This is a genomic window from Thermopolyspora sp. NPDC052614 (assembly GCF_040678635.1).
GTDB lineage: Bacteria > Actinomycetota > Actinomycetes > Streptosporangiales > Streptosporangiaceae > Thermopolyspora.
This window is the reverse complement of the sequence record NZ_JBFATZ010000019.1, coordinates 1-19704: the sequence shown is the minus strand read 5'-3', so window position 1 is coordinate 19704 and position 19704 is coordinate 1. Positions and strand designations below refer to the sequence as shown.

The 19704-nt window shown below is 70.4% G+C and carries 17 protein-coding genes; 5 read left to right on the top strand and 12 right to left on the bottom strand.

Annotated features, from left to right (window positions below; genetic code table 11):
• Positions 1-8: 8 nt before the first annotated feature.
• The 3 genes from AB0K60_RS30260 to AB0K60_RS30250 form a co-directional block, all read right to left on the bottom strand.
• Positions 9-4388, bottom strand: a complete 4380-nt coding sequence (locus tag AB0K60_RS30260) for an FtsK/SpoIIIE domain-containing protein (RefSeq protein WP_364062690.1) — start codon at positions 4386-4388, stop codon at positions 9-11.
• A 106-nt stretch (positions 4389-4494) separates the two neighbouring features.
• Positions 4495-4779 (bottom strand): WXG100 family type VII secretion target, encoded by a 285-nt coding sequence (locus AB0K60_RS30255; RefSeq protein WP_364062687.1) that lies wholly within the window; start codon positions 4777-4779, stop codon positions 4495-4497.
• Between the two features lie 79 nt (positions 4780-4858).
• Entirely contained in the window at positions 4859-6988 is a 2130-nt protein-coding gene (locus tag AB0K60_RS30250) for a putative T7SS-secreted protein (RefSeq protein ID WP_364062684.1), read from the bottom strand.
• Between the two features lie 268 nt (positions 6989-7256).
• On the opposite strand from AB0K60_RS30250, the gene AB0K60_RS30245 reads away from it, so the two are divergent.
• Positions 7257-8786 carry a hypothetical protein gene (locus tag AB0K60_RS30245; RefSeq protein WP_364062681.1) on the top strand — a complete coding sequence of 510 codons (1530 nt, stop codon included), beginning with the start codon at positions 7257-7259 and terminating at the stop codon, positions 8784-8786.
• A gap of 7 nt (positions 8787-8793) precedes the next feature.
• Here the strand turns inward: AB0K60_RS30245 and AB0K60_RS30240 are convergent, their stop codons facing one another.
• The 7 genes from AB0K60_RS30240 to paaA form a co-directional block, all read right to left on the bottom strand.
• Complete coding sequence (locus AB0K60_RS30240) at positions 8794-9366, bottom strand: sigma-70 family RNA polymerase sigma factor (RefSeq protein WP_364062678.1); 573 nt, start codon at positions 9364-9366, stop codon at positions 8794-8796.
• Between the two features lie 702 nt (positions 9367-10068).
• A complete protein-coding gene (gene paaI / locus AB0K60_RS30235) occupies positions 10069-10467 on the bottom strand; it encodes a hydroxyphenylacetyl-CoA thioesterase PaaI (RefSeq protein ID WP_364062971.1) in 399 nt (132 codons plus the stop codon).
• Between the two features lie 164 nt (positions 10468-10631).
• Complete coding sequence (gene paaE, locus AB0K60_RS30230) at positions 10632-11690, bottom strand: 1,2-phenylacetyl-CoA epoxidase subunit PaaE (RefSeq protein ID WP_364062675.1); 1059 nt, start codon at positions 11688-11690, stop codon at positions 10632-10634.
• 1 nt (position 11691) lies between these two features.
• The gene (gene paaD / locus AB0K60_RS30225) at positions 11692-12195 is read right to left on the bottom strand and encodes a 1,2-phenylacetyl-CoA epoxidase subunit PaaD (protein ID WP_364062672.1); all 504 of its coding nucleotides are present in this window, start codon (positions 12193-12195) and stop codon (positions 11692-11694) included.
• Positions 12189-13115: a 1,2-phenylacetyl-CoA epoxidase subunit PaaC gene (paaC, locus tag AB0K60_RS30220; RefSeq protein WP_364062669.1), complete on the bottom strand. Its 927-nt coding sequence runs from the start codon at positions 13113-13115 to the stop codon at positions 12189-12191. Before paaC ends, paaD begins: the two co-directional genes overlap by 7 nt.
• 7 nt (positions 13116-13122) lie before the next feature.
• Positions 13123-13404: a 1,2-phenylacetyl-CoA epoxidase subunit PaaB gene (paaB, locus tag AB0K60_RS30215; RefSeq protein ID WP_364062666.1), complete on the bottom strand. Its 282-nt coding sequence runs from the start codon at positions 13402-13404 to the stop codon at positions 13123-13125.
• Positions 13401-14378 (bottom strand): 1,2-phenylacetyl-CoA epoxidase subunit PaaA, encoded by a 978-nt coding sequence (gene paaA / locus AB0K60_RS30210; protein WP_364062663.1) that lies wholly within the window; start codon positions 14376-14378, stop codon positions 13401-13403. The genes paaB and paaA overlap by 4 nt, the downstream gene beginning before the upstream one ends.
• 122 nt (positions 14379-14500) lie before the next feature.
• Between paaA and paaZ the strand changes: the two genes are divergently transcribed.
• Complete coding sequence (gene paaZ / locus AB0K60_RS30205; RefSeq protein ID WP_364062660.1) at positions 14501-16540, top strand: phenylacetic acid degradation bifunctional protein PaaZ; 2040 nt, start codon at positions 14501-14503, stop codon at positions 16538-16540.
• A 126-nt stretch (positions 16541-16666) separates the two neighbouring features.
• Here paaZ and AB0K60_RS30200 read toward each other — a convergent pair whose 3' ends face one another.
• Together AB0K60_RS30200 and AB0K60_RS30195 are read right to left on the bottom strand one after the other, a co-directional pair.
• A complete protein-coding gene (locus AB0K60_RS30200; RefSeq protein ID WP_364062657.1) occupies positions 16667-17161 on the bottom strand; it encodes a cupin domain-containing protein in 495 nt (164 codons plus the stop codon).
• Positions 17162-17322: 161 nt separating this feature from the next.
• On the bottom strand, positions 17323-17712 hold the full coding sequence (locus AB0K60_RS30195; RefSeq protein ID WP_364062654.1) for an ATP-binding protein: 390 nt from the start codon (positions 17710-17712) through the stop codon (positions 17323-17325).
• 167 nt (positions 17713-17879) lie between these two features.
• On the opposite strand from AB0K60_RS30195, the gene AB0K60_RS30190 reads away from it, so the two are divergent.
• The 3 genes from AB0K60_RS30190 (at position 17880) to AB0K60_RS30180 (ending at position 19544) form a co-directional block, all read left to right on the top strand.
• Entirely contained in the window at positions 17880-18140 is a 261-nt protein-coding gene (locus AB0K60_RS30190; RefSeq protein WP_364062651.1) for a winged helix-turn-helix domain-containing protein, read from the top strand.
• 347 nt (positions 18141-18487) lie between these two features.
• A complete protein-coding gene (locus AB0K60_RS30185; RefSeq protein WP_364062648.1) occupies positions 18488-19330 on the top strand; it encodes a helix-turn-helix transcriptional regulator in 843 nt (280 codons plus the stop codon).
• Positions 19331-19337: 7 nt separating this feature from the next.
• Entirely contained in the window at positions 19338-19544 is a 207-nt protein-coding gene (locus tag AB0K60_RS30180; protein WP_364062645.1) for a DUF397 domain-containing protein, read from the top strand.
• The last annotated feature ends 160 nt before the right edge of the window (positions 19545-19704 follow it).

The window sequence follows — 19704 nt, the reverse complement described above, 5'->3', positions numbered from 1 at the left end:
GGCGAGGCTCACAACCGTGCGTCCGTCAGCGGCACCTGGACCGTGGTCAGCGTGCCGTCGCCGAGATGCAGCAGCCCGCGGCCCGGTTGCGGCGCCTGCCCGACCAGGCCGCGGGTGAGCTTGACGCCGATCACCTCGCCGTCGCTCATGTTCTGCGGCGACAGCAGCATCCCCGTCCGGTTGCGCCGCACCTGGCTCGCCCACCCGGTGACCGAGTAGCTCAGCGCCTCGGCGTTCCCGGCCACGACCAGGCCCCACCCGTTTCCGGCCCCGCCGCGCGCCAGCAGCGCCAGGTCGTTGTCGATCTCCGAGGTCAGGAACGTCTCCGCGTCGTCCACCAGGATCACCGCGTTGTCCTGCGGCACGTCGCCGAGCGCGGCGCGGAAGTCGGCGGCCCGCACGTCGGAGGCCGTCAGGACCGCCCGTACCCCGGGCGTGCCCTCCAGGTCGCGCAGCGGGGAGCGGCGCGGGGCGAGCGCGATCACCCCCGCCCCCTGCTCCAGCACCGACCGCGCCACGGCGAGCAGCGCCGTGCTGCGGCCGGTGCGCGGCGGGCCCGCGATGACGAACGTCGGTATCTCCGCCAGGTCCGGGCTCAACGCGGTCAGATTGTCGCCGCCCACGGCGACCAGCGGGCGCATCGGCCCGGGGGCGGTCCACAGCGCCCTCGCCTGCTCGTACGAGATCAGGTCGGGCAGCAGGTCCAGCCGCAGCGGACGCCGCGCCGCCGGCACGTCCGCCTCCCGCGCCGCGAGCTCCGCGCCCAGCGCCGCCAGCGCCTCCGCCTGCGCCGTACCGGACAGGTCGGAGGTCAGGACGGCGATCTGCACCTCGCTCGTGTCCTGCACCCGGATGCCGCGCCCGGGCGGCGGGTCGGACGGGGCCGAGCGGGAGCTGAGCCCCACCGTGGTGTAGTCCGCCCGGTCGTTCAGCCGCAGCACGATCTTGTCCTCGGTGGTGCCCGCGTAGCGGCTCTGGCCGAGGACTCGGTCGCCGGCCAGCACCAGGTGGATGCCCGCGCCCGCGCCGTCCCGCAGCAGCCGCAGCATGCGCTCCACGTAGCTGCCGTTGTCGAAGTTGCCGAACTCCCGGTCGAACACCTCGAACCGGTCCACCAGAACGACGATGTGCGCCGGACGTTCGCCCGCCGCCGTCGCCCGCCGGTACTCGGCCAGGTCGGCCGTGCCGCGCGCGCCGAGCAGCGACTGACGGGCGGTCAGCTCGGCGATGAGCCGGTCCAGCAGCCGCCCGAGCCGCTCGGTCTGGTTGCGCTCGACCACCACCCCGCAGTGGGGCAGCGCGGTCAGCGCGTTCAACGCCCCGTTGCCGAAGTCCATGCCGTAAAGGCGCAGGTCGTCGACGCCGTGCGCGCGGGCGAGCGCGGCGGCCAGCGTGCGCAGCGTCTGCGAGCGGCCGCTGCGCGGCGAGCCGATGACGTGCAGGTGGCCCGACCGGTCGAGGTCCAGCGTGAGCGGGCGGCGGTCCTGCTCGGCGGGCAGGTCCACCATCCCATACGGCACGGCGGGCAGCGCGGCCTCCCGGTCCGCGCGCGGCTTCGGCCCGGCGGGCTGGGCCCATTCCAGCAGGTCGGGCAGCGGCGGCAGCCACGGGCTCGGCTGCGCCGGGACCCCGGCGATCTCGGCCGCGCCGGCGATGGCCCGCACCAGGACGGCCAGGTCCGTGTACGCCTCCTGGGCGGCGATCGGGTCCGCGGCGCGGGCGGCGCGCGGCAGCGGCCCGCCCAGTTGCGCCCAGCCGACCTCGTTCACCCGCACGGGCGCCTCCATCGACGCGGCCACGGCCCCGGCCGGACGCCGTCCGCCCACCCGCCCGGTCTGGAACGGCAGCAGCGCCGAGGGGCCGAGCCGGGCGTAGGCGCGTCCCGGCGTGCCGGGGGAGATCGCCCCGGAGTCCGGCGCGTCGATGATGTCGCGGCTCTCGGAGGCGTCGGTGGTGCGCAGCGCGATCCGCAGGTTGGTGTTGGCGCGGATGTCCGCGGTCACCGCGCCGCTGGGCCGCTGCGTCGCCAGCACCAGGTGGATGCCGAGCGAGCGCCCCCGCTGGGCGATGTTGACCAGGCCGGAGATGAAGTCCGGCAGCTCGCGGACCATCGACGCGAACTCGTCGATCACCAGCAGCAGGCGGGGCAGCGGGCCGAGGACGTTGCCGCCGCGCGCCCGCTTGTCCACATAGTCCTCGATGTCCTTCGCGCCGGCCTGCGCCAGCAGCTGCTCGCGGCGGCGCAGCTCCGCGCCAAGGGAGACCAGCGCCCGCTCCACCAGGTGGGTGTCGAGGTCGGTGACGAGGCCGACGGTGTGCGGCAGGTCGGCGCACTCGGCGAAGGCGCTGCCGCCCTTGTAGTCCACCAGGACGAACGTCATCTCGTCCGGCCGGTTCACCACCGCGAGGCTCGCCACCAGGGTCTGCAGCAGTTCGGACTTGCCGGCGCCGGTCGTCCCGGCGATCAGCGCGTGCGGCCCGTCGCGGACCAGGTCGACGGAGAACACGCCGTCGTAGCCCGCGCCCAGGATGGCCCGGGTACTGCGCCCGGTCAGCGCCCACCCGGCGGCGATCGCCTCGGCGGTGGGCGGCTCGATCTTGAGCAGGTCCAGCAGCCGTACGGCGGAGGGCAGGACGTTCTCGTCGCCGTCGCCGACGCCCCGCAGCGGCGCGAGCGCCCGGGCCAGCGCCTCGTACCAGCCGGGCTCCGGGGAGTCCACCCGCACGTTCTCCGGCGGCGTGCCCTGCGCGGTGCGCACCCGCACGTCCTCGGCTTCGATCGCCACCACCGCCGTGCACTCCTCCGGCAGCGACCGCTCCTCCCGGTCCACGCAGATCGTGTACACGCCCACGGCCGGGCCGTCGCGCAGCAGCCCCACCACGCCGGGCAGCGAGCGCGCCCTGCGCGCCTGGGGCAGCACGATCAGGATGTCGGGCGCGCCCTCCGCGCCGCCGCGCGGCACGTTCGGCCCGGCCGCCGTACGCGCGGCGATGAGCCGGCCGAGCTCGCCGATGCGGCGGGCCATCGAGTCGGCGGTGCTGCCGACCAGCGCGTACGCGTCCTCGCCCTGCGGCCGGCAGTGCGGCAGCCAGCGCACCCACGACCAGTCGTCGGCGCCGTCGGGCCCGGCCAGCACCACGATGCGCAGGTCGGCCGGGCTGTGCAGCGCGGCGGCCTGGGCGGCCATCCACCCGGCCAGGTTGGCGGCGTGCTCGCCCGCGACGCCGGTCACGCCCGCCTTGCGCAGCGGGATCGCCACCGGCACCTGGGTCAGCATCGGAACCGACGTGCGGCGGTACTCCTCGACCGTCGGATCCTCGACGGTCAGCGAGGACTGGATGTCGGCCGTACCCACTCGTACGTCCAGGAAGTCCGGATCCTGCCAGCGGCGCTCCCACAGCCGCTCCCCCGGCTGCGCGGCGGTCTGCAGCAGCGACGCCGGGTCGGGCAGCGCCGACCGCAGCGTGTGCTGCTCCTTCAGCACGGCCTCGTCCACGGCGGCGCGCACCCGCGCCAGGGACTCCTCATGCTCACGCAGCTTCTGCTCATAGCGCACCTGGGCCTGCTTGCGCCCGCCGAACTGGGTCAGCAGGGCGCCGAGCGGGGACAGCAGCGCCAGAAACACGAACGACCAGCGGCCGGTCGTGATGATCGCCACCAGGGCGCCGCCGACCGGCACCAGCAGGATCGGCAGCAGCGGAATCGGCTGCTTCTCCGGTTTGGCGGGCGGGGCCGGCAGCCGGTAACGGCCGCCGCCGTCCTTCGGCCGGAATCTCGGGGGCCGGTTGTACTCCAGGCCCAGCCCGTCCGCGGCGGGCGTCAGCGACACCCGCCTGGAGGACGGTACGGCCAGCTCCAGCAGGGCGCCGCCGGCGGCGAGCTGGCTGCCCTCCGGCCACTCGACGGTGCCGGACGGCTCCTTGCCGTCGATCAGCGTGCCGTCGCCCGCCGTCACCGCCACCGTGCGGTCCACCCGGACCAGCGCCCGCGCGGCGACCGGCGGCGCCTCGGGCGGCAGCGGGATGCGCGCGGTGGGCGTGCTGCCGATCTCGTACTCGCCCGGCGGCAGGCGGTACGAGGTCCCGGCGCGCGGGCCGCTGACGACCCGCAGCTCCACCAGTCCCTCGGGCTCCGGCTCGGCCATCAGGGGCATGCCGAGCCCGAGTTCCACGCCGTCGCGGATCCCCGCGGCGTACAGGGTGGCCGCGGGGTCGAGCGGCTTCAGGCCGATGTACAGCTCCGGCGCCTCCGCCCCGCCGCCGTCACCGACGGTACGGGCCAGCTCCTCGGCCAGCCGTCCCACCGGCGCGGAAGGCTCGGTCTCCACGGCCACGACCACGGAAACCCGGATGTCCTGCGGGGTCCGGACGCTGACGTTCAAACGCACGGCGATCTCTGTTCCTTGGATGGGCGGAGCGGAAAGGGCGGTGGGCAGGCCCCGCCACGACGGCGGAACCCGCCCACCATCGACGGCGGGGCGAAGCCCGTCGGCGCTATGAGCGCAGCGACTGGTCGGCCTGGTCGTAGGTGTCGCCGACCTGCTTGACGAACTTGGCGAGGCTGTCCAGCGACTGGTTGAGCTGGGTGAAGCCCGTCATGAACTGGTCGAAGGCGGGCGTGAACTGCTGTTCCTGTGAGGGGGTTCGGTACCCGTTGTCCTTCAGGTTCTGGACCTTGTTCCGTACGTCGTTCAGCTTGGCCTCGAGTTCGTTGAAGTCGTTGACCAACGACGACGAGGTCGATGCCGTCTGCTCGGAGTCGACGAAGTACTGCGGCATCTGATTCTCCATTCGTGAGTGATCCGTCCACCGGGAGGTGGAGGTCTGGTGGGCCGGCCTGATGACCGGACATGGATGGTCAGGGGGTGGACGACGACGGCTGCGTATTCGAGCCGGTCTGCGACGGCTTGTTCCCGGGGTTCGTTGTCGTCGTCGACGGCTGTGGCGCGGGCCCGGCGGACGACGAACCCGACGTACTCTGCCCCGCCGTGGTACCCGCAGGCTGCGAACCAGACCCCGACGACCCACCGCCGCCCTGGCCCGTAGTACTCGCAGACGGCTGCGGCGCGGGCCCGGCGGACGACGAACCCGACGTACTCTGCCCCGCCGTGGTACCCGCAGGCTGCGAACCAGACCCCGACGCCCCACCGCCGCCCTGCCCCGCAGCACCCCCAGACGACTGCGGCCCGGCCCCAGCGGACGACGAACCCGACGTACTCTGCCCCGCCCCGCTCCCCCCAGGCTGCGAACCAGACCCCGACGCCCCACCGCCGCCCTGCCCCGCAGCACCCCCAGACGACTGCGGCCCGGCCCCAGCGGACGACGAACCCGACGTACTCTGCCCCGCCCCGCTCCCCGCAGGCTGCGGAGCCGGTCCGGACGACGTATCAGTCGTGTTTTGGCCCGTAGTGGTCGAGGAGCCTGGGGTTGGAGAGGTCTGGGCTGAGGTATTCCCCGTCGGGCCGCCGCCGGGGGCGGTGCCCTTCACTGGGATGAACGAGTCGATCGCGTCGGAAGCGCCCTTCTTACCCACCGGTCCCGGGGACTTCGCCAGGAAGTTCGACGCCTCGCTGAGCAACGCCTCGTTGGGCTCGGCTCCTTCGGCGATCCCCACACCAACCTTGGTGGCGGCGGACGCTCCCTCGGGGATCAACCCGGCGGCCTGTTCTATGGCGTTCTGCTTGAACTCCTGGGATCGACTCGTTGTGCCGGCCGGGTTTGCGGCACCGGCGGCAGGAGCGGGACCGGCCGCCACGGGCGGATTCCCCGCGCTCGTGTTGCCTGCGGCAGGCGGATTCCCCGCGCCCGCGTTACCCGCCGCGGGCGGATTCCCCTTGACCGGTGGAGTGAACACCCCGCCGGAGAACTCGCCGGCCCGGGCGCTCCGAGCTCCCTTGATCACCCCGCCGGTCACCGCGCCGGCGGCGGCGCCGGCCAGGATGTTGGCGGGGGTGATCTGCTCACCGTTCAGCCCCTTCGCCGCGGCGTCCTCGACGACCCCCTTCCCGAATTGGCCGATCGTGCCCGTGACCAGCATGCCTCCCGGGCTCTGGAAGGCCACGGAGACCGGCTTGCTGTTGGCGAAGGCGTTCTTGATGTTGGTGAGGCTGCCCCCGGCCCGCTGGAAGAAGCCGCCGGTGTTGGCGGCGGCGCCGGCCCCGGCGCGAGTCGCGGTCTGCGCGCCGGCGCCGAACAGCGGCCCGAGCTTGGAGCCGATGGCCGTCGTCACCCTGCCGCCCAACCGGAACAAGGCGCCGCCCGGAATGAGCGCCACCAGGCCGGTCAGGAAGTCGCCTAATTTAAACTCTCCCGCGCCTATCTGTTGCACGGTCTGCAGAGTGAACAGCGCCGCACCGAGGACGAAGCCCACCACTGGGAAGAAGACCGCGGTCACGGCCACCAGGACGTTAAGGATGATCTTCACCAGCGGGAAGTCCGCGAAGAAGTCGCCGATCTTCTGGAAGATGTTCCGTTCCGGGATGGCCTTGGCGGCGGCGGCGTCCAACTCTTCCCCCGCCCGGCGGGCGGCCTGCTCACGCAGGCTCCGGGCCTGCTCGGCGAGGCTGCGGGCGGCGGACATGGTCTGCTTGGCCGCGTCGATGCCGTTCTGCTGCCGCCGCGCCTCGTCCCGCTGAGCGTCCGTGGCGTCCGCGGCGAGGGTGGGGACGGTTTGCGCGGCCGTGGCCGCGACCGGGCCCGCCTGGTCCATCGCCCGGTCCGTCTGGGCCTGCGCCTCCTCCAGTTGCGTGGCATAGGTCTTGTACGCGGCCGCGGCGGCCTCGAAGGAGTCCCTGGTCTGGCCCAGCTTCTCTGGCAAGGACTTCAGCTTCTCGCGTAGCGAGTCCATCGCCTCGCCCTTGCCCCGCTCGACGGCGCCCCCCTGCCCGAGGATCTCGGCGGCGGTCCTCGCCTCGTCGGCGATTTCCTGGTAGTGGTCGGCGAGCCGACGGATCTCGTCCGGGTCCCCCGGCGTCGGGTCATCGGACATGCCGAGTAGGTCAAAGCCCGTCGTGTGTCGTCGTGCCACCATGACCCCCGAAATGACCCCCGTAATGCCGCACGCTTACCACTCAGGACACGGAATCCACCGCCCGGATGGTTCATCCAAATTTCAATGGCATCGAGCCCGCGCCGATGAACCGCGAGAAATCGGGTCGAACCCTTTCCGCGTCCGGCACGTGTGCCCTGGTGACGTCGCGGGTGGGTCGGCGCTCGGGTGCCGAGAAGTTGAGTGCCGAAAGGTTGGTGGGGACCAGATGACGAGAAGCGGTGACGTCGGCGAGGTGATCCGCCGGGGACGCGGGGGCGTCTTCGCGGGACCGGCACGGCGGCCAGGGGCGCGACCGGTGGTCGTGGGCGTGGTCGCCGCCGCGGCGCTGCTGTCGTCGAGCGGCCCTGCCCTCGCCCTGCCCGCAGCCCCGGCCGTGGCCGCCGCTCCGGCACCCTCGCCGAGCGAGAACCTCGTCAAGGTGTACGTGGTCAAGACGCCGGAGGAGAACGGCGGCGTGCCGGACTCCCTCGCCAACGTCGCCGCGCGCACCCTGAACGACGCCAACAGATCCGGCGAGATTTTCGAGCTCAACCGGGGACGCGCCCAGCGGGACGGCTCCTCCCTGCAGGACCCCGCCCAACTCCGGCCCGGCTGGATCCTGCGACTCCCCGAGGACGCGACCGGCCCCGATGTACGGCTCGCCCGCGAGACCGCCGGAACCGACGCCGGGGCCGGGGCTCCCACGGACGGCGCCGCGAGCCAACCACCCGCGAGCCAACCGGCGGCGAGTCAACCGGCGGCGAGTCAACCGGCGGCGAGTCAACCGGCGGCACCGGTCGGCGACCCCATCGTGCTCCCGCTCCCCGCGGTGCTCGCGGTGTTCGGCGCCCTGCTGCTCGGCCTGCTCACCATCGGCATCGTGGCCCGGCGGCGGCTGCGGCGCGCGTTCGCCTGGGTGCCCCGGCTGGTCCGCCGCCTCGGCGAGCCGATACGGCGGCGCCGCCGGCTCGCGTTCCGCAGGTCGCTGGCCCAGGCGTTCGCCGCCGACGGGGAGTCGCTCCGGCTCGCCTACCGGGTCGTCGCCGAGTTGTCCGGTCCGAAGGGCCGCGCCGTACACGCGGTCTCCATCGACGACAGGGGCGTCACCGCGTGGGTGGCGACGCAGGACGACCCCCCGGCGCCCTGGCAGGATCTCGGGGAGTCCCGCTGGCGGCTGCCCGCCGACGCTCTGGCCCGGCCCATCCGCGCCGCAACCCCCGTGCAGGGCGTCCCCACGCCGCTCCTCGTCCGGGTGGGCGTGACCGACGAGGGCGGAAAGGTGTTCGTCGATCTGAGCAGGCTCGACGGCGTGCTCAGCGTGGACGGCGACCTCGGCGTGGCCAAGGACGTCATCGAAGGGCTGCTCGCCGAGGTGGCGCGCGGCGGTTCCGGCATCCCGGCCGCCGTGCTCGGCCGTACGGGACCACAGGTCGCGATCCCGCAGGGGATGCGCCGGATCCAGGCGCCGCATCCCGGAGAGGCCGTCCCCCGCAAGGCCGATCCCGCGGCCGGTACGCTGCGGGCCGCGGCCCGCCGCCGTTTCGTGCGGGCCCTGCTGGTGGTCTCGGATCCGCCGTCGGCGGGCGAGGCGGCCGAACTCGCGGCGCTCTGCGACGCGACGACCGGCAGGATCGGCCTGGTGCGCGGCGACGCCGACGGCGCCCACTGGCGCTGGCGGGCCACCCGCGACGGATCGGTGGACATCCCGCTCCTGCGCCTGACGGTGTCCGCCCCTACGGCACCGGTTCCGGCGTGACCGGCCGCTAGGCGGCCGCCGTTCCGGCACCGTCGGATGGCGCCGGAGGGGGACGGTCGCCGCGCCCGTGCCCCCGGAGCCGGTTCAGCGCGTAGTGCTGGCGGGACTTGGCCGTGCCGACCGGTATGCCGAGGTTGTCGGCCGCTTCCCGGACGGTAAGGCCCCGCAGGTAGATGTGCACGAGGACGTCGCGATGCTCATCGGACAGCGAGCCGAGCATCTCGGTCGCCGCCACCGAGGCCACGACGGCGTCCGCGTGGTCGCGCTGGGCCACGTCCAGCATGTCCGCGCCGGTGATCTCGTACCGGTTGAAGCCGCTGCGGGCCTGGTCGATCACGAGGTTGCGGGCGACCGTGAGCAACCAGCCGCGCACCGACCCTTCGGACTCCACCAGCCGTTCGGCGTTGTGCCAGGCGCGGACGAGCGTCTCCTGCACGATGTCCTGGGCGAGATGGTGATCGTTAAGCAGTTTCTCGGCGTAGGCGAGCAGCGCCTTCTCGTGCTCACGTACGAGCGCGCCGAGGTGACGATCCCGCTCGGCCGCGTCCCCCCGGATCATGCGGGGGTCGGTTGTCGTCATTTCTCTCGCGTATCGGCCACGGCCGCTGATTACGCGTTTGTCCTGGCTCCGGACGCGTTCGCTTCGCCGGGTGACGACGCGATCGAGAAGGGTGACCATTTATTGGAGGCGGTGCCGTTCTGCGGGCCGACGGCGATGGAACGCATATCGCTTATCCCCGATCCGTGCTCACAAACGTTCGTTACCGCGACTTTCGTCTGCGTACCTCCGGGCCGACCATGGCTCAACGACCGCCACGGACGCGTTCTGCGGCGGAACCGTCACCATTGGCGATCACAGCGATGCTTTTCGCCGCCCCCTCGGCGATTTCACGATACCTGAAGGTATGGACGGAACAAGTTACGAGCTGCTGACGGTCGGGCTTTGTGGCCCGTCCGTATGTGCTTAGAACGTTCCCATCGGCCATTAAAACGTGCCCGAAATCCGAGAACTGCCCGCGATCACCCCGGCGTTCGGCGTCGGGAACGTTCCGGCCGAGGCTCCCGCCGAGCCCGAATTGGATCGTTCCCATGATTCGGAGACGATTCACGACCGCGTGGAGGCGACAGAGAAAGCGCAGGTCGCGACCTTTCCCTTGGCTTTGAATTACCCGGTCTCCCGGTTTTCACTGTGCCGCAGAGTGACGATGAGATCCTTATTTCGGGCCCGGCTCCGGCCACGCGAGTCCGCGACCACCTCACCGTCTCTACTCCGTCACCCCGATCATCGACGCTCCCCCGCCGGCTCCTGGGCGGGAAGCACGCGGCTTCGGCCGCGGAATTCCGCGACGACTTCGCCGTCCGCGGCGCGGCGGACCGTGACGTCGTAGATGCCGGAGCGTCCGCGCAGCGCCCGCTCTTCGGCGTCGGCGACGAGCACGTCGCCGAGCCGGGCCGGACGCAGGAAGTCGATTTGGAATCCCGCCGCGACGGCGGCCGGGCCGTGGCTGTTGCAGGCCAGGGCGAAGGCGCTGTCGGCGAGCGTGGCGATGAGGCCGCCGTGGCACAGGCCGTGGCCGTTCACCATGTCGGGCCGTACCGTCATGGTCACCCGGGCGCGGCCGGGGGCGATGTCCAGCAGTTTCATGCCGAGCGCGCGGCTGGCGCCGTCGGCGGCCCACATGTGTTCGGCCGCCGTGCCCTCCGTTCTGGTCGCCGGAGGGAGAACCGCCGTCCGGTCGCGCGGCGGGTTCTCGGGCGTCATGCGGACTCCATCGGCATGGCCGTGCCGACGCCGACGCGCGTGATCAACGTTTGCATGAGGGTTCGCTCCCTGGGGTTCCGGGTTCAGGCGTCGTAGTCGAGGGTGACGGAGGCGGTGACGGGACGGGACTGGCAGGTGAGGACGAATCCGGCCGCGACCTCGGACGGCTCAAGGGCGTAGTTGCGGGCCATCTCGACCTTGCCGTCGGTGACGCGGGCGCGGCAGGTGCCGCAGACGCCGCCCTTGCACGCGTACGGCAGGTCGGCGCGGGTGGCCTGGGCGGAGTCGAGGATGGGGCGGTGGCGGGGCACCGTCGCGGTGCTCTTCCGGCCGTCCAGGATGATGGTGACGTCGCTGGTCTCGCCGGTCACGGCGGGGGCGTCGCGCCGCGGCTCGGGGGGCGGCTCGTCGACGTGGAAGAGCTCGACGTGCACCTTCTCGCGGGGGACGCCCAGGTCGGCGAGGACGTCGCGGGCGTCGGTGACCATGCGCAGCGGGCCGCACAGCCACACGTGGTCGACGTCGTCCACCGGGGTGAGCGTGGTGAGGAGGCGGCGCAGGCGGGCGGCGTCGAGGCGGCCGGAGAAGAGTTCGACGTCGCGGGGCTCGCGGCTGAGCACGTGCACGATCTGGAGGCGGGACAGGTAGCGGTTCTTGAGGTCGCCGAGTTCCTCGGCGAACATGACCGTTTTGCTCGTACGGTTGCCGTACAGCAGGCGTACGTGCGTGCCGGAATTGCGCAGCACGGTCGCGGCGATCGAGATCATCGGCGTGATGCCGGAGCCGGCGGCGATCATCAGGTGGCGTGCGGGCACGGCCGGGTCGGCGCGGAGGCTGCCGGTGGGCGGCAGCACGTCGATCTCGGCGCCGGGCCGTACCTGCCGGACCAGCCAGGAGGAGAACAGGCCGCCGGGGATCTCCCGGACGCCGATGCGCGGGCGGGAACCCGCCGGGGCGCAGATGGAGTACGACCGCCGGTGCTCCTCGCCGTCAATGAAGCGGCGGAGCGTGAGCGCCTGCCCGGCGGCGAACGCGTACTCCCCCGCCAGATGCGCGGGCACGTCGAACGTGACCGCCGCCGAGTCGTCGGTGAGCCGCTCGACCCGCGCGACCTTCAGCGTGTGGAATGCCGCAGCCGCCACCCTAGATCTCCTTCACGTGCTCGAACGGTTCGAGACAGTCGGCGCACCGGTACAGCGCCTTGCAGGACGTGGCGCCGAACTCCGAGGTCAGCTCCGCCGACGCGGAGCCGCAGCGCGGGCAGCGCAGGCTTCGGCGCGTCGGCGACAACGTCAGCGCGACCGGCCCGGACCGTCTCGGCGCGGGGCCGGGCGGCGAGATCCCGGCCGCGGCGAGGGCCGCGCGGCCGCGTTCGCTGATCCAGTCGCTGGACCAGGCGGGGCTGAGCTCGACCTCCACCCGAACGTCCGCGTACCCGGCCGCGGTGAGGCGGCGGACCAGGTCGTCGCGCATCGCCGCCATCGCGGGGCAGCCCGAGTACGTCGGGGTGATCACGACGGTGACGGCGGAGCCGTGCTCCTCGACGCGGCGCAGCACGCCGAGGTCGTCGAGCGTCAGCATCGGCAGCTCGGGGTCGGTGACGGACGCGGCGATGGCGTACGCGGTGCCGTACACGCCGATCACCACCGGCCGAGCGGGTGCGCGCGGGCGACCACCTGCATCTCGGCGAGCATCCGGCTCAGCGCCTCGGTGTGCACGCCGTCGCGGCCGGAACGCCCGCCGAGCAGCCCGGCCTGCGGCGTCGTCGGCCGTTCGACGCCGGCGGCGGCGAAGACCTGGGCGAGCACCGTCTCGACCTCGGCGGCGGTGGCGGACGGTTCGACGGCCACGCCCGCCTCGGCGAGTTCGCGTTCCACCGGGTGGGTGCGCAGCAGCTCGTCGTGATGCCGCCACACCTCGCCGAGCCCCGCGACGACGCGGCGGCGCGACTCGTCGGTGCCCTGGGCGAGGGTGACGAACCAGCGGCCCGCGAAGTCGCGGTGGTAGGCCAGCTCCTTGACGCCCTTCGCGGCCACGGCGGCGAGGACCGGGTCGCGGCTTCCGGTGAGCCGTTCGAACAGCGCCAGGCGGGCGGTCGCGAACACCAGGATCCGGGCCACGGTGTGCCCGAAGTCGCCGTTCGGGACCTCGGCCATGAGCACGTTGCGGTACGCGTCGGCGTCGCGGAAGAACGCCAGCGCGTCGTCCGGGGGGATCGGCGAGCCGTCGGGGAGCGGCGGGACGATCGACGGATCCGCCGCGGCGGCGCGGGCCAGCAGGAAGCGCGCCTGGCCGAGCAGGTCGAGGGCGATGTTGGTGAGCGCGATGTCCTCTTCGAGGTCGGGGGCGTTGGAGCACCATTCGGAGAGGCGGTGGGAGAGGACGAGCGCGTCGTCGGCGAGCATCAGGCTGTAGAGGGCGAGCGCGTGGGCGTCCACGCCCGCCGGGACGGCGGCGTCGATGCCGGCCAGCGGGTCCTCGAAGTCGGTGCCGAACGCCCACTGGGAGTCGTCGCCGCCCAGGAACCCGTCGAATATCGAGCCGTTCGGGTCCGGGGTGTCGTTCATCGCCGCCTCACATGTGGGGGACATTCTGTGGAATGTCGTAGAACGTCGGGTGCCGGTAGATCTTGTCGCCGCTGGGGGCGAACAGCGGGTCCTTCTCGTCCGGGCTGGAGGCGGTGATGGCGTCCGACCGCACCACCCAGATGCTCACGCCCTCGTTGCGGCGGGTGTAGACGTCGCGGGCGTGCCGGATCGCCATCTCGTCGTCGGCGGCGTGCAGCGATCCGACGTGTACGTGGTTGAGGCCGCGCTTGCCGCGCACGAACACCTCGTACAACGGCCACTCACTCATGCCGGCGCTCCTTCCCTGGCCGTCCGTCGCCGGGTGGTTTGTTTCCGGGCGTAGGCCATCGCCGCCTCCCGTACCCAGGCCCCTTCCTCGTGCGCGCGGCGGCGGTGCGCCATCCGCTGGGCGTTGCAGGCCCCCTCGCCGCGGATGACGGCCGCGAACTCGTCCCAGTCCGGCTCGCCGAAGTCGTACGACCCGCGCTCGGGGTTCCACCGCAGGTCCGGGTCCGGCAGCGTGACGCCGAGCGCCTCGGCCTGCGGCACCGTCATGTCCACGAACCGCTGCCGCAGCTCGTCGTTACTGTTGCGCTTGATGCCCCACGCCATGGATTGGGCCGAGTTGGGCGACTTGTCGTCCGGCGGACCGAACATCATCAGCGACGGCCACCAGAACCGGTTCACCGACTCCTGCACCATCGCGCGCTGCTCGTCGGTGCCGCGCATCATCGTCATCAGCAGCTCGTAGCCCTGCCGCTGGTGGAACGACTCCTCCTTGCAGATGCGGATCATCGCCCGGCCGTACGGACCGTAGGAGGTACGGCACAGCGGCACCTGATTGCAGATCGCCGCCCCATCCACCAGCCAGCCGATCGTGCCGACGTCGGCGTACGTGAGCGTGGGGTAATTGAAAATCGACGAGTATTTTTGGCGGCCCGCGAGAAGCAGGTCGACGAGCTCGGCGCGGGACACGCCGAGGGTCTCGCACGCCGAGTACAGGTACAGCCCGTGCCCGGCCTCGTCCTGGACCTTCGCCAGCAGGATCGCCTTACGGCGCAGCGAGGGGGCGCGGGTGATCCAGTTACCCTCCGGCTGCATGCCGATGATCTCGGAGTGGGCGTGCTGGGCGATCTGCCGGATCAGCGTCTTGCGGTAGCCGTCGGGCATCCAGTCGCGCGGCTCGATGCGGTCGTTGCGGGCGATCGTCGCCTCGAAGCGTTCCCGTAGGTCCTGTTCATGGAGGGCTTGTGAGACCGTCACGGCCGCCTCCCTTGACTTCCGGCCTTCCTGACTCGGCCCATTTACTGACCGATCGGTCTGTATTACTGTTACACAGAGTGCGGCGACAGCGCAATGCGCGCTAAAACGGGAGGCCAGAGCCCATGTCCAAGCTTCTGGAGAGCTACGCGGCAGGACGTTGGCATCGGGCCGACGACGAAGGCGAACCGCTGCTGGACGCGGTCACGGGGCAGGAGGTGGCGCGGCTCTCCGCCCGCGGCCTGGATCTTGGTGCGATGGCCGCGTACGCGCGCACGGTCGGGGGCCCTGCCGTACGGGAGCTGACGTTTCACGAGCGCGCCGGGCTGCTCAAGGAGCTCGCCCTGCACCTGACGGCCGGCAAGGAGGAGCTGTACGCGCTGTCCCTGCACACGGGCGCGACCCCCCGCGACTCGGCCCTCGACATCGACGGCGGCTGCGGCACGCTGTTCAGCTACGCGAGCAAGGGACGACGCGAGCTACCGAACGACACGATCGTGCTCGACGGGCCCACCGAGCCGCTTGGCGTCGGGGGCACCTTCGTCGGGCGGCACGTGTACGCGTCACGGCCCGGCGTCGCGGTGCAGATCAACGCCTTCAATTTCCCCGTGTGGGGCATGCTGGAGAAGCTCGGCCCGGCGTTCCTGGCGGGCCTGCCGACGATCGTCAAACCGGCCGGGCAGACGGCGTACCTCGCCGAGGCCCTGGTCCGGCGGATCATCGAGTCCGGGATCCTGCCCGAGGGCTCGCTTCAGCTCCTGTGCGGGAGGCCGCAGGGGCTGCTCGACGTGCTCACGGTGCAGGACTCCGTCGCGTTCACCGGCTCGGCGCATACGGCCGGCCTGCTGCGCGGCCACCCGCAGATCCTGCACGCCGGCGTCACCCTCAACGTCGAAGCCGACTCCCTCAACTGCTCCATCCTCGGCCCCGACATCACCGCCGCCGACCCCGAGTTCGACCTGTACGTCGAGGCCGTGATCACCGAGATGACGGTGAAGGCGGGCCAAAAGTGCACCGCCATCCGCCGCATCATCGTCCCGTCCGACCTAGCGGACGCCGTCATCGAGGCCCTCATCGAACGCCTCTGCGGCATCACGATCGGCAACCCGGCCAACGAGGACGTCCGCATGGGCTCCCTGGTGAGCCTCGCCCAGCGCGAGGAGGTCCGCAAGGCCGTCGAGTCGCTGCGCGCCTCCGCCGACATCGTGTACGGCGACCCCCACTCCGTCACCGTCGTGGACGCCGACCCCGAACGGGGCGCGTTCATCTCCCCACTCCTGCTCCGCGCCGCCCGAGGCGCCGCCGAGCCACACGACGTCGAGCCCTTCGGCCCGGTAGCCACCGTGCTCGCATACGACTCCGTCGAGGAGGCAATCGACCTCGCGGCCCGAGGCATGGGCAGCCTCGTCGGCTCCCTGATCACCCACGACCCGGAAATCGCCCGCCGCATCGTCCTCGGCCTGGCTCCCTGGCACGGCCGCATCCTGGTCCTCGACCGCGACGACGCCAAGGAATCCACCGGACACGGCCTCCCGCTGCCAATGCTCGTCCACGGCGGCCCCGGCCGCGCCGGGGGCGGCGAGGAACTCGGCGGCATCCGCGCCGTCCTACGCCACATGCAGCGCACCGCCATACAGTCCTCGCCCGACGCGATGACCACCATCACCGACTGCTGGACCACCGGTGCGCACCGCCGCACCGAGGCTCTCCACCCCTTCCGCAAAAGCCTCACCGACCTGGCCATCGGCAACACCATCACCTCACCCCCACGCACCATCACCCTCGACGACATCACCCACTTCGCCGAGTTCACCGGCGACACCTTCTACGCCCACACCGACCCCGAAGCCGCCGCTGCCAACCCCCTCTTCGGCGGCATCGTCGCCCACGGCTACCTCGTGGTCTCCCTAGCCGCCGGCCTCTTCGTCGACCCCGACCCGGGCCCGGTCCTGGCCAACTACGGCGTCGACAACCTCCGCTTCCTCACCCCGGTCAAGCCCGGCGACTCCATCGCGGTCACCCTCACGGTCAAACAGATCACCCCCCGCGCCAACACCGACTACGGCGAAGTCCGCTGGGACGCCGTCGTCACCAACGCCACCGGCACCCCCGTCGCGACGTACGACGTCCTCACCCTCGTCGCCAAGACCTGGCCACGCACCTGAAAAGGCCTCAACAATGGCGCGCCGGTTGGCCCCAAGAACGACGAGGTGATGGTCGCATTCGCGCGCTATCAAGAGACCGAGCGGCGCAACGATCCACCGGCACTCACCAGAGCCACGCGCGTTGGCTCACCGCACGATGTACTGGTCGTGCCGGGCATACAGCTCAGTCCATTCCTCATCGGTGAGCTGACGACCGGAGGCGGCGATGTCGGCGAGTTCCTGAAAGTACGCCTCCCGAGGTGCCCCCGGCGTGAACAGCACCAGCATGGAAGCGGGCGCATCGGAAGTGTTGTTGAAGGCGTGGGTCCCGCCCGGCGGCACATACAGAAAATCCCCCGGGGTCGCGTCCCGCCACCGCTCGCCGTTGTACAGCGAGACGGTGCCCTCCAGAACGAAGAACGACTCCGAAAAGGTCTTGTGAAAGTGGGCCACCGGGTTGTGCGGGACCGCAGCCAGGTCCCAGCGATAGAGACCGAATTGGCCCTCAGTACTCGCCCCGGTCGCCAGATAGCCGACGCGGGACCTGACCCCGATCACGAGGTCCGGCTGCACATCGGCCGACCGAAAGGTTGCGCTGGCGACGCCGTGATCCTTCAGGTACAGCTGAGGCGGATAAGACATCGTTACTCGCTCCTAGCGGTAAATCGTACGGGCGGCATGACCCTACGTCATGAAGTGGCTCCACCAAGAGAGCCAATTCCCGCCTGTTTGATCGGGCCAATACCCGACGTACTCCGATGCCCCCAGTCCACCGACAAACTCACCCTGCCCGACTTCGGCAGTCACGCCTCAAACAGGCGATATCCGAACCAGACGCTCTTGGCTCCGTCGGGGGTACGACTCCAGCCGAGACTGCAGGTCATCATCCTGACCATGGCGAGGCCGCGGCCGTGCTCGGCCACGTCGTCGGCGTTCACCAAGTGAGGAAGGTCTAAACCGTGGTCGACAACCTCACCGAGCAGTATGTGTCCGCTGACCTGCAGGGTAAGGCTGATGGCAGGGGCACCATGGGCAACGGCGTTGCTAACCAATTCGGAGATGATGAGCGTGACGTCGTCGATGGCGTGCCCGTAACCCCAGTCCGCAAGCACCTTGCGGACATCACGTCGGGTCACCGAAACCGACCGGACATCGAAGGGAATCTCCGTGCTCCAAATCCGACCAGCGGTCATACCAGCCTCCATCGTCCAGGGAGATCTCGGCCACGCCCAGCACCGACTCCCTGGAGGTCGCGAGCGCGCATCGTAGATGTTCGAATAAACCGTGCACTGCCCTGCCATGGCCTGCCATCGCCTGCCCTGCTAAGACATGGCGAACAATGGCCTTCTACCTTTGCCGCATGATCCAGTTCGACGAGGACCGCCTGATATGGGTGCAGCTGTACGAGATCCTTCGCAGGCGAATCGAGGAGGGCACGTACAAGGAGCGGATGCCGATCCCTAGCATCGAGCAACTCGACCAGGAGTTCCCGATCTCACGCGGCACGATTCGCAAGGTCCTGAAGATCCTCGCCGAGGAGGGCTTCCTGAACCCCATCTCGGGCCGGGGAACCTACGTACGCCCCCGAGCGGATTGGCATCCTCCTCAGGACCAAGCCTGACTCTGCCACCCCCTCGTCGCTGGCCTGCCCCAACCCCTGAGCCGTTCCCCTGGCCCGCCTGCCGCGCCGAACACACATATCGACGCGGACGGCGAATCATCCGCACTGGCGAACTCCCATCAGCCCATCCCACCGAAGGTCCGTAACGGATGTATGGCCCGCAGTGGTGCGACCCACATGAAGACAGCCCATGACGCCCTTACTTGACGTGACGGATACCCTACCCATGGTTGTGCCTGACCGGCGCTTTTTCAAGCAGAAACTGAAGACCAGTTTTTGATTCAAAGATGTCCTAATTGCAGACTATGCCCAAGAATCAGACCAATTCGACCATGGAGGCCTCGCCGATGAGCTCAACAGTCCGGCTACGCCATCTCAGCGAGGAACTCGTACGCCTCAGAAGGACCGCCGGCCTCACCGTCGAGGAGGTCACGACCAGACTGAACAAATCCATGGGCTGGCTCACCTACATGGAGGGCAACAAATGGGTGAAAGCCAACATCAAGAACATCACGGCCCTACTTGACCTATACGGCATCCACGGCCAACAACGCGAAGAGATTCTGGAATTGGCACAAGCAGCCAGGCAGAAGGACTGGTGGCTGGCCTACCGAGACCTCTTCCCCGCCAAACTCCCCGGCTTCGAAGCCGCCGCCACCACCATCCGAACCTTCGAGGCCCTACTCGTCCCCGGCCTCCTCCAAACCAAGGACTACGCAGCAGCCGTCGCCCGCGGGCGCCGCGTCTTCACCCCGCCCGTCATCGCCCGCCAGGTCGAGGCCCGCCTCACCCGCCAAAAGATCCTCGACCGCGAGAATCCCCCCGAACTCTGGGCACTGATCGACGAAGCGGCACTCCTACGATCGGTCGGCGGCCCCGGCGTCATGCGGCAACAGCTGGAGCACCTGATGAACATGGCGGCACGACCGAGCATCACCATCCAGGTCGTCCCTTTACGCGCCGGTGCTCACGCCGCGATGACAGGAGGCTTCATGATCCTCGAGTTCGGCAATGACCAGGATGCACCGCTGGTGTACATGGAGGGCGTCACAAGATCGCAGTTCATGGAGAAGCCAGAGGACGTAAATAGTTATACCCTCACGTTTGAACACGTTGCGACATCAGCGCTGCCTCCTGACGAGTCGGCAGCGCGCCTGTCTGAGCTGCAGAACCATCACCCCCCTAGGTAGGCGCGATATGGATCGGAGCACAGCACTCGTCTGGCGCAAGAGCAGCTACAGCGGCGGCGGCAGCGAAAACTGCGTCGAAGTGGCAAGCACTCCAAGCGGCATCGCTATCCGTGACTCCAAGATGCCAGGGCTACATCTGCAATTTACATCCCAAGAGTGGCTCACTTTCCTTGGCACAGTGAAGAACAGCACAAGGAAAACATTTACACCTTAATCGCAGCTTTGTAGTCCCACGGCTCTGAGCTGCAACGTCTCCGCGTTAGCGCCACGGAGCGAGGGCAGGGCTCCGGCGTTCTCGCGTTTTGTCTGGTTTGATCACGTGAGGCCGAGGGTTACGAGGCAGCGGGCGGGGTCTTGGGCATGGCGGCGGTTGG

Bases quoted from the DNA above. Each gene is read 5' to 3' on its own strand.
- AB0K60_RS30255 (WP_364062687.1), bottom strand. From the start codon at position 4,779: ATGCCGCAGTACTTCGTCGACTCCGAGCAGACGGCATCGACCTCGTCG.
- AB0K60_RS30250 (WP_364062684.1), bottom strand. From the start codon at position 6,988: ATGTCCGATGACCCGACGCCGGGGGACCCGGACGAGATCCGTCGGCTC.
- AB0K60_RS30245 (WP_364062681.1), top strand. From the start codon at position 7,257: ATGACGAGAAGCGGTGACGTCGGCGAGGTGATCCGCCGGGGACGCGGG.
- AB0K60_RS30240 (WP_364062678.1), bottom strand. From the start codon at position 9,366: ATGACGACAACCGACCCCCGCATGATCCGGGGGGACGCGGCCGAGCGG.
- paaI (WP_364062971.1), bottom strand. From the start codon at position 10,467: ATGTGGGCCGCCGACGGCGCCAGCCGCGCGCTCGGCATGAAACTGCTG.
- paaC (WP_364062669.1), bottom strand. From the start codon at position 13,115: ATGAACGACACCCCGGACCCGAACGGCTCGATATTCGACGGGTTCCTG.
- paaB (WP_364062666.1), bottom strand. From the start codon at position 13,404: ATGAGTGAGTGGCCGTTGTACGAGGTGTTCGTGCGCGGCAAGCGCGGC.
- paaZ (WP_364062660.1), top strand. From the start codon at position 14,501: ATGTCCAAGCTTCTGGAGAGCTACGCGGCAGGACGTTGGCATCGGGCC.
- AB0K60_RS30200 (WP_364062657.1), bottom strand. From the start codon at position 17,161: ATGTCTTATCCGCCTCAGCTGTACCTGAAGGATCACGGCGTCGCCAGC.
- AB0K60_RS30195 (WP_364062654.1), bottom strand. From the start codon at position 17,712: ATGACCGCTGGTCGGATTTGGAGCACGGAGATTCCCTTCGATGTCCGG.
- AB0K60_RS30190 (WP_364062651.1), top strand. From the start codon at position 17,880: ATGATCCAGTTCGACGAGGACCGCCTGATATGGGTGCAGCTGTACGAG.
- AB0K60_RS30185 (WP_364062648.1), top strand. From the start codon at position 18,488: ATGAGCTCAACAGTCCGGCTACGCCATCTCAGCGAGGAACTCGTACGC.
- AB0K60_RS30180 (WP_364062645.1), top strand. From the start codon at position 19,338: ATGGATCGGAGCACAGCACTCGTCTGGCGCAAGAGCAGCTACAGCGGC.